Consider the following 6,503-nt stretch of genomic DNA (forward strand, 5'->3'; position numbering starts at 1 on the left):
CCGCCGGGGCAGGAGCCTCGGCGGCGGGCTCGGCCGCTGCGGGCTGCTCGACGGGCGCGGGGGCCTCGGGTGCCTTGGTCTCGGCCTGGGCCGGTGCCTCCGGCTTGGCCGCAGGCGCCTTCTTGGCAGCCTTCTTCGCACCCTTGTCGCGCAGGGTGTCGCCGTGCTCCTCCTTGAGGCGGCGGACGACCGGCGCCTCGACGGTGGACGACGCGGACTTCACGTACTCACCCATGTCCTTCAACGTGGACAGGATGTCCTTGCTCTGGACTCCGAGCTCTCGTGCGAGCTCGTGGACTCTGACAGCCACTGTTCTCCTTCAGGGGGGTCCGCCCGCCCTGAAGGAGGTGCGGACCCTAGTTGACGTGCAGGCTCATCGGTTGGTTCTCATCGAGAGCTCATGAGCGGTTGCTCCGTTTTCGGGTCGTGGGGCCGGGTGGCCCCCTGGATCGGTGTCACTGGTGCGTGGTGCGGTCGGCGACGGCGTCGAGCAGCGTCAGGTCGAGTGGTCCCTCCAGGCGGAGGGCCCGGCCGAACGCCTTGCGGCGACGTGCCAGCTCCAGGCACCGAGGGTCGGGGTGCAGGTGCGCCCCTCGCCCCGGCATGGACCGCCGTGGATCGGGCGTGACGACCGTGATCGTCTCCCCCGGGACCGCGACGAGTCGCACCAGAGCGGTCACTGCGTCGCGCGACCGGCAGCCGATGCACGTGCGAGTGACCAGGGTCGAGTCTACCCCGTCCGCACTCATGCTCCGTTCTCGGGCCTCGACGCACCGGACGGGCGCGCTGGACCCCCGGCCACGGAGGGGTCCTCGGTGTCGGAACGGATGTCGATGCGCCAGCCCGTGAGCTTCGCAGCGAGGCGGGCGTTCTGGCCCTCCTTGCCGATCGCGAGCGAGAGCTGGAAGTCGGGAACGACCACCCTCGCCGCGCGAGCCTGCTCGTCGACCACCGTCACCTGCTTGACGCGCGACGGCGAGAGCGCGTGACCGATGTACGCAGCCGGCTCGTCGCTGTAGTCGACGATGTCGATCTTCTCGCCGTGCAGCTCGTGCATGACGTTGCGGACGCGCTGGCCCATCGGTCCGATGCAGGCGCCCTTCGCGTTGACCCCGGCCGCCTTGGCGCGCACGGCGATCTTCGTGCGATGCCCGGCCTCGCGGGCCACGCCCATGATCTCGACCGCACCGTCGGCGATCTCGGGCACCTCCAGCGCGAACAGCAGGCGCACCAGGTTCGGGTGCGTGCGCGAGACCTTGACCCGCGGCCCACGCATGCCCTTCTCGACCTCGTACACGTAGGCCTTGATGCGCTCGCCGTGGGCGTACTTCTCCTCCGCCACGCGCTCGGACGCCGGCAGCAGCGCCTCGACACGGCCCAGGTCGATCATGACGTCGCCGGGCCGGCTGCCCTGCTGGATGACACCGGAGACGATGTCGCCGACCTTGCCGGAGAACTCGCCGAACTTCTGCTCGTCCTCCGCGTCGCGCAGGCGCTGCATGATCAGCTGGCGCGCCACTGCGGCGGCGAACCGGCCGAAGTCCTCGGGGGTGTCGTCGAACTCCTCGGAGAACCGCGGCGGGGCCGGGGTGGCGGTGGGAGCGGGGGTCGGCTGGGCAGCGACGGTCCCGTCCGTGTCAGCCGCTGCGTCCTCGGCCGCGCCCTCCTGCCCGGTCTCCGTCGAGGTCCCGGTCTCGGGCGCGGTCTCGGGTTGCGGCTCGGGCTCGAGTCGCTCCTTCGCCCAGACGGTGACGTGGCCGCTCGCGCGGTCGAGCACGACCCGCGCGTGGGAGTGGGCGTACGGCGTCTTGTGGTAGGCCGACAGCAGCGCTGTCTCGATGGCCTCCACGACCACCTCGAAGGAGATGTCCTTCTCGCGTTCCAGCGCACGCAGTGCGCTCATGTCGATGTCCATCAGGAGTCCTTCTCGCGGTTCCGGTCGGTGGGGCGTGACGTGCCGGGCCGGCCCTGCGCCGGTCGTCGGGGCTGCTTGGAGCGACCCGTCGTGGGGGCCTTGGGGGCACCCAGCTCCGGCGTCACGAGGGCGCGGGCGACCTCGGAGTACTCCAGACGGCGCTGCTGGCCCTTGACGGTGAGCTCGACGCCCGTCTCGTCGCTGCCCACGACCCGCCCCGTCACGGAGGGACCGTCGTGCAGCGTCACCGCCACCAGCCGACCGGCGTTGCGTCGCCAGTGCCGCGGCTCGGTCAGGGGGCGGTCGAGGCCACGGGAGGTGACCTCCAGCGTGTAGGGCTCCTCGCCCATGGCGCTGCCCTCGTCGAGAGCGGCCGACACGACGCGCGTGGCGTCGGTGATGAGGTCGATCGGGACGCCGCCGTCGGCGTCGACCGCGATCCTCAGGAGGCGCTTGGACCCCGAGCGGGACAGCTCCACCGCCTCCAGGTCCAGTCCGAGCGGCGTCAGCGCGCCTCGGACCTCGTCCTCCACGCGGTCGGCCTGCGGGTCCGCCATCTCGAGCAGCCTCCTGTGTTCTGTTGTCGACACGTCACGTGCGGCGAGCCGAGGGGACGGCCTGCCGCAGGCGACCACTCTAGCGGTCACGGACTAGGCTGCCGTGGTGGTCAGCCGTCGCGTCGTCGTGGGGTCCGGGCTCGCCGTCGTCGCGGCCGGGGCGGGCCTGCACGTGGCCGGACGCGATGACGACCTGCTGCGTGCGCTCGGCGCCCGCCCGCACCCGATCCCGGACGAGTCGGACACCGCGCTGCTGCGGACGGCGGCCTCCGAGCAGGTCTCGCTGGTGAACGCCGTCGAGCAGCTCGGCGGTGCCGACGAGACCCTGGTGGACGTGCTGCGCGAGCAGCTGGAGGCGCTGGGTGGCCCTCCAGGCGACTCCGCTCCCCCGGCGTCGGAGGTCACCGGCGGCGCCGACGTGGTGGCGCGTGCCGTGGCGGCTGCCGCACGACGCCGCGAGTCCGACGCGTTGACGGCGGTCTCCCCCGACCTCGCGCGGGTGCTGGCCTCGTTGGCCGCCGGCCAGGCCCAGGTCGCCCGGACCCTCGGACGTCGGGGCTGAGGGCGCGACCATGAGCACTCCGTCCCCGGTCGGCGCCCTCCAACGGCGCCTCGCCCTCGAGCACGAGGCGGTCTGGCTCGCCTCGCTGGTGGCCGGCCGTTTCTCGGCCCTGCGCGAGGCCGCGACCGACGCCCTCGTCCGCCACCGTCGGTCGCGGGACAGCCTGATCGCCCGAGTCGCGGCGGCGGGGGCCACGCCGGTGGGCCCGCAGGCGTCCTACGGCACCGCACCGGCGACGACCGACGACGCTCGAAGGCGTCTGGCCGACGTCAGCGACCGGCTGTGCACGGCCACCCTGCCGCTCGTGACGCTGGGCGGAGCCGGCGACCGCCGCGAGGCCCTGGCCTCGCTGCGTGCCTCCGCGCTGGAGGCCATCGACTGGGGCGCCTCCCCGACCGCGTTCCCCGGACTCGGCTGACCGGACTCGGCTGAGCCGGCCCGCGGTGCGTCGGGTCGATCAGCGGCACACGGCGCGCAGCTCGTCGACGAGCCCCGCGACCGGCACGTCGCGTCGAGACCCAGTCGCGCGGTCCTTCACCTCGACGACACCGTCGGCCAGACCCTTGCCGACCACCACGATCGTGGGCATCCCGAGCAGCTCGGCGTCCTTGAACTTGACGCCGGGCGAGACCTTCGGCCGGTCGTCGTGGAGCACGGTGACGCCCGCCGCCTCGAGGTCGGCGACCAGCCGGTCGGCGGCCTCGAACTGCTCGGGCTGCTTGCCGGCCACGACGAGGTGCACGTCGTAGGGGGCGAGCTCGCGGGGCCAGACGATGCCGAGCTCGTCGTGCGAGCTCTCCACCACGGCCGCCACGGCACGGGAGATCCCGACGCCGTAGGAGCCCATCGTGACCGTCACGAGCTTGCCGTTCTCGTCGAGCACCTGGAGCCCGAGGGCCTGGGCGTACTTGCGTCCCAGCTGGAAGATGTGGCCCATCTCGATGCCGCGGGCCAGCTCGAGCGGCCCGGAGCCGTCGGGAGCCGGGTCGCCGGCGCGCACCTCGGCGGCCTCGATCGTGCCGTCGGGGGTGAAGTCGCGGCCGGCCACGAGATCGAGGACGTGGGAGCCGCTCACGTTCGCACCCGTGACCCACCGGCTGCCCTCGACGACCCGGGGGTCGACGAGGTAGCGGATGCCGCTCTCGGACTCCGCGCCCAGGGCGGCCGGACCGATGTAGCCCTTGACCAGGAGGGGGTGCGCGGCGAAGTCGTCCTCGGTGAACGGCTCGACCTCGGCGGGCGAGACCTGGGTCTCCAGGCGCTTGGGGTCGACCTCGCGGTCGCCGGGCACGCCGATGGCGAGCGGCTCACGGCTGCCGTCGGGGTGCCGCAGCACCACCAGCACGTTCTTGAGCGTGTCGCCCGCGTGCCAGGGCCGGTCCTCGCGCGGAAAGTGCTCCTGCAGGTGCGCGACGAGCGTCTCGATGGTGGGCGTGTCGGGGGTCTGCTCGGCGTGCGCAGCGGGCGCGTCGTCGAGGGGCAGGGGGTCGGGCACCACGGTGGTGACGGCTTCGACGTTCGCCGCGTAGCCGCCGGGGGAACGCACGAAGGTGTCCTCGCCGACCTCGGCGACGGCGAGGAACTCCTCGCTGGCCGAGCCACCCATGGCTCCGGAGTCGGCGTGGACGATGACGTAGTCCAGCCCCAGCCGGTCGAAGATCCGGACGTAGGCCTCGCGGTGGGCCCGGTAGCTGGCCTCCAGGCCGGCGTCGTCGACGTCGAAGGAGTAGGAGTCCTTCATGACGAACTCGCGTCCGCGCAGGATGCCGGCACGGGGACGCGCCTCGTCGCGGTACTTCGTCTGGATCTGGTAGAGGCTCAGGGGCAGGTCCTTGTACGAGGAGTAGAGGTCCTTGACCAGGAGGGCGAACATCTCCTCGTGCGTGGGGCCGAGCAGCATGTCGGTCCCGCGGCGGTCCTTCAGCCGGAACAGGTTCGGGCCGTACTCGACCCAGCGGTTGGTGGCCTCGTAGGGCTCACGCGGGAGCAGCGCGGGGAACCGCACCTCCTGCGAGCCGATGGCGTCCATCTCCTCGCGGACGATCTGCTCGACCTTGGCGAGCACCTTGAGCCCCAGCGGCAGCCACGAGTAGATCCCGGGCGCCACGCGACGCACGTAGCCCGCCCGGACGAGCAGCTTGTGGCTCGGGACCTCCGCGTCGGCGGGGTCGTCTCGCAGGGTTCGCAGGAACAGCTGGGACATGCGCATGGGCCGACCCTATCGAGGGTGTCGGCGGCACCTCGCGCGCGAGGTGGCCCAGGGGGTGGACCCCAGGGAGTGTCCTAGCCGCGGGACGCCTTGAGCGCGGTGCGCACGAGCGGGGCCTGCAGCGGCAGACGCGCCAGGGTGCCGACCTTCCACCCCGTCGACGCGCGCCGGCTGCGCACCGCGTCGGCCGCCATCTGCAGGTTCGCCGGGAACACCCCGACCAGCAGCGCCGCCGACGCCGTCCCGCCCGCACGGCGGGTGCGGGGGTGGGCGAGCAGGGCCGCGCACGCGATCTCCACCGCGCCCGAGCCCAGGACGAGCTCACGCTTGTACGGCAGGGGCCTGGGGACCATCGACTCGAAGAGTGCCGGCTTCACGAAGTGGGCGACCCCCGCGGCGGCGAGGAGTCCGGCGAGCGCCTTCACGTCACGATCCATGCCCGCACCCTAGCGAGGTGACGCGTGGAAGGATCGGTCCCGGCCCTGCCGACCCGACCAGCCCCAGGAGTACTCCATGACCGTCATCGCCACCCTCGAGCTCCGGCTGCGGTCCGACCGGCTGGACGACGCGCCGGCCGTCCTCGAGGAGATCCTCGCCGAGACGCGGGCGTTCCCGGGCAACCACGGGGTCGAGGTGCTGACGGACGTCGAGGACCCCACGCACGTCACCGCCCTCGAGCGCTGGGAGAGCCTGGAGCACGACGACGCCTACCGCACCTGGCGGGCGGGCGACGGGCAGCGTCCCGCGCTGGCCGCCCTGCTGGCTGCGGCACCCGTGCTCACCCGGTGGAGCACGTCGGGCTGACTCCGGACGCCCTACAGCAGGATCGAGGCGAAGGTGTCGACCTGGCGCATCCCGACGCGGTCGTAGGTGGCGCGAGCCGGGGCGTTGAAGTCGTTGACGTAGAGCGTGACGTCTGGTGCGACGTCACGTCGCACCAGCCGCACGACCCCTGCCAGCGCCGGGGCTGCGATCCCACGGTCGCGGTGGTCCGGGTGCACCCACACGCCCTGGAGCTGGCACACCCCGTCGACGGCGGCCCCGACCTCGGTCTTGAACAGCACCTGGCCGCGCTCGATGATCGCGAACGCCCAGCCCCGCGCGACGAGCTGCCCGACCCGAGCCCGGTAGCCGACGCTCCCGCCGGCCTCCGGGTCGATCCCGACCTCCTCGCGGAACATCGCGACGGAGGCGGGGTACAGCGCGTCGACCTCGTCGATCATGACGTGGGGGGGGGGGGGGGGGGGCGGGCGGGGGGCG

General features: G+C 72.9%; 10 protein-coding genes. 3 read left to right on the forward strand and 7 right to left on the reverse strand.

Going from position 1 to position 6,503, the window contains the following annotated elements:
• The 4 genes from NUV38_RS03210 to rimP form a co-directional block, all read right to left on the reverse strand.
• The coding region (locus NUV38_RS03210; protein WP_257727729.1) for a translation initiation factor IF-2 N-terminal domain-containing protein at positions 1-310 on the reverse strand (310 nt) is incomplete at its 3' end.
• Between the two features lie 145 nt (positions 311-455).
• Positions 456-749, reverse strand: a complete 294-nt coding sequence (locus NUV38_RS03215) for a YlxR family protein (protein WP_257727730.1) — start codon at positions 747-749, stop codon at positions 456-458.
• Positions 746-1,915, reverse strand: coding sequence for a transcription termination factor NusA (nusA, locus tag NUV38_RS03220; RefSeq protein ID WP_257727731.1), 1,170 nt, complete (start codon positions 1,913-1,915; stop codon positions 746-748). Before nusA ends, NUV38_RS03215 begins: the two co-directional genes overlap by 4 nt.
• Entirely contained in the window at positions 1,915-2,472 is a 558-nt protein-coding gene (gene rimP, locus NUV38_RS03225; RefSeq protein WP_257727732.1) for a ribosome maturation factor RimP, read from the reverse strand. Before rimP ends, nusA begins: the two co-directional genes overlap by 1 nt.
• Before the next feature lie 106 nt (positions 2,473-2,578).
• Between rimP and NUV38_RS03230 the strand changes: the two genes are divergently transcribed.
• Positions 2,579-3,034, forward strand: a complete 456-nt coding sequence (locus NUV38_RS03230) for a hypothetical protein (RefSeq protein WP_257727733.1) — start codon at positions 2,579-2,581, stop codon at positions 3,032-3,034.
• Between the two features lie 10 nt (positions 3,035-3,044).
• Positions 3,045-3,452, forward strand: a complete 408-nt coding sequence (locus NUV38_RS03235; protein ID WP_257727734.1) for a ferritin-like domain-containing protein — start codon at positions 3,045-3,047, stop codon at positions 3,450-3,452.
• A 39-nt stretch (positions 3,453-3,491) separates the two neighbouring features.
• Here the strand turns inward: NUV38_RS03235 and NUV38_RS03240 are convergent, their stop codons facing one another.
• Together NUV38_RS03240 and NUV38_RS03245 are read right to left on the reverse strand one after the other, a co-directional pair.
• Complete coding sequence (locus tag NUV38_RS03240; protein WP_257727852.1) at positions 3,492-5,237, reverse strand: proline--tRNA ligase; 1,746 nt, start codon at positions 5,235-5,237, stop codon at positions 3,492-3,494.
• Positions 5,238-5,317: 80 nt separating this feature from the next.
• The gene (locus NUV38_RS03245; RefSeq protein WP_056576918.1) at positions 5,318-5,680 is read right to left on the reverse strand and encodes a hypothetical protein; all 363 of its coding nucleotides are present in this window, start codon (positions 5,678-5,680) and stop codon (positions 5,318-5,320) included.
• A gap of 76 nt (positions 5,681-5,756) precedes the next feature.
• Here NUV38_RS03245 and NUV38_RS03250 point away from each other — a divergent pair, with 76 nt between their 5' ends.
• Positions 5,757-6,047 (forward strand): putative quinol monooxygenase, encoded by a 291-nt coding sequence (locus NUV38_RS03250; protein WP_257727735.1) that lies wholly within the window; start codon positions 5,757-5,759, stop codon positions 6,045-6,047.
• Between the two features lie 11 nt (positions 6,048-6,058).
• Here NUV38_RS03250 and NUV38_RS03255 read toward each other — a convergent pair whose 3' ends face one another.
• Complete coding sequence (locus tag NUV38_RS03255) at positions 6,059-6,466, reverse strand: GNAT family N-acetyltransferase (protein ID WP_257727736.1); 408 nt, start codon at positions 6,464-6,466, stop codon at positions 6,059-6,061.
• Positions 6,467-6,503 lie beyond the last annotated feature (37 nt).

It is taken from the genome of Aeromicrobium sp. 50.2.37 (assembly GCF_024655735.1).
Lineage (GTDB): Bacteria > Actinomycetota > Actinomycetes > Propionibacteriales > Nocardioidaceae > Aeromicrobium.

Bases quoted from the DNA above. Each gene is read 5' to 3' on its own strand.
- NUV38_RS03215 (WP_257727730.1), bottom strand. From the start codon at position 749: ATGAGTGCGGACGGGGTAGACTCGACCCTGGTCACTCGCACGTGCATC.
- nusA (WP_257727731.1), bottom strand. From the start codon at position 1,915: ATGGACATCGACATGAGCGCACTGCGTGCGCTGGAACGCGAGAAGGAC.
- rimP (WP_257727732.1), bottom strand. From the start codon at position 2,472: ATGGCGGACCCGCAGGCCGACCGCGTGGAGGACGAGGTCCGAGGCGCG.
- NUV38_RS03235 (WP_257727734.1), top strand. From the start codon at position 3,045: ATGAGCACTCCGTCCCCGGTCGGCGCCCTCCAACGGCGCCTCGCCCTC.
- NUV38_RS03240 (WP_257727852.1), bottom strand. From the start codon at position 5,237: ATGTCCCAGCTGTTCCTGCGAACCCTGCGAGACGACCCCGCCGACGCG.
- NUV38_RS03245 (WP_056576918.1), bottom strand. From the start codon at position 5,680: ATGGATCGTGACGTGAAGGCGCTCGCCGGACTCCTCGCCGCCGCGGGG.
- NUV38_RS03250 (WP_257727735.1), top strand. From the start codon at position 5,757: ATGACCGTCATCGCCACCCTCGAGCTCCGGCTGCGGTCCGACCGGCTG.
- NUV38_RS03255 (WP_257727736.1), bottom strand. From the start codon at position 6,466: ATGATCGACGAGGTCGACGCGCTGTACCCCGCCTCCGTCGCGATGTTC.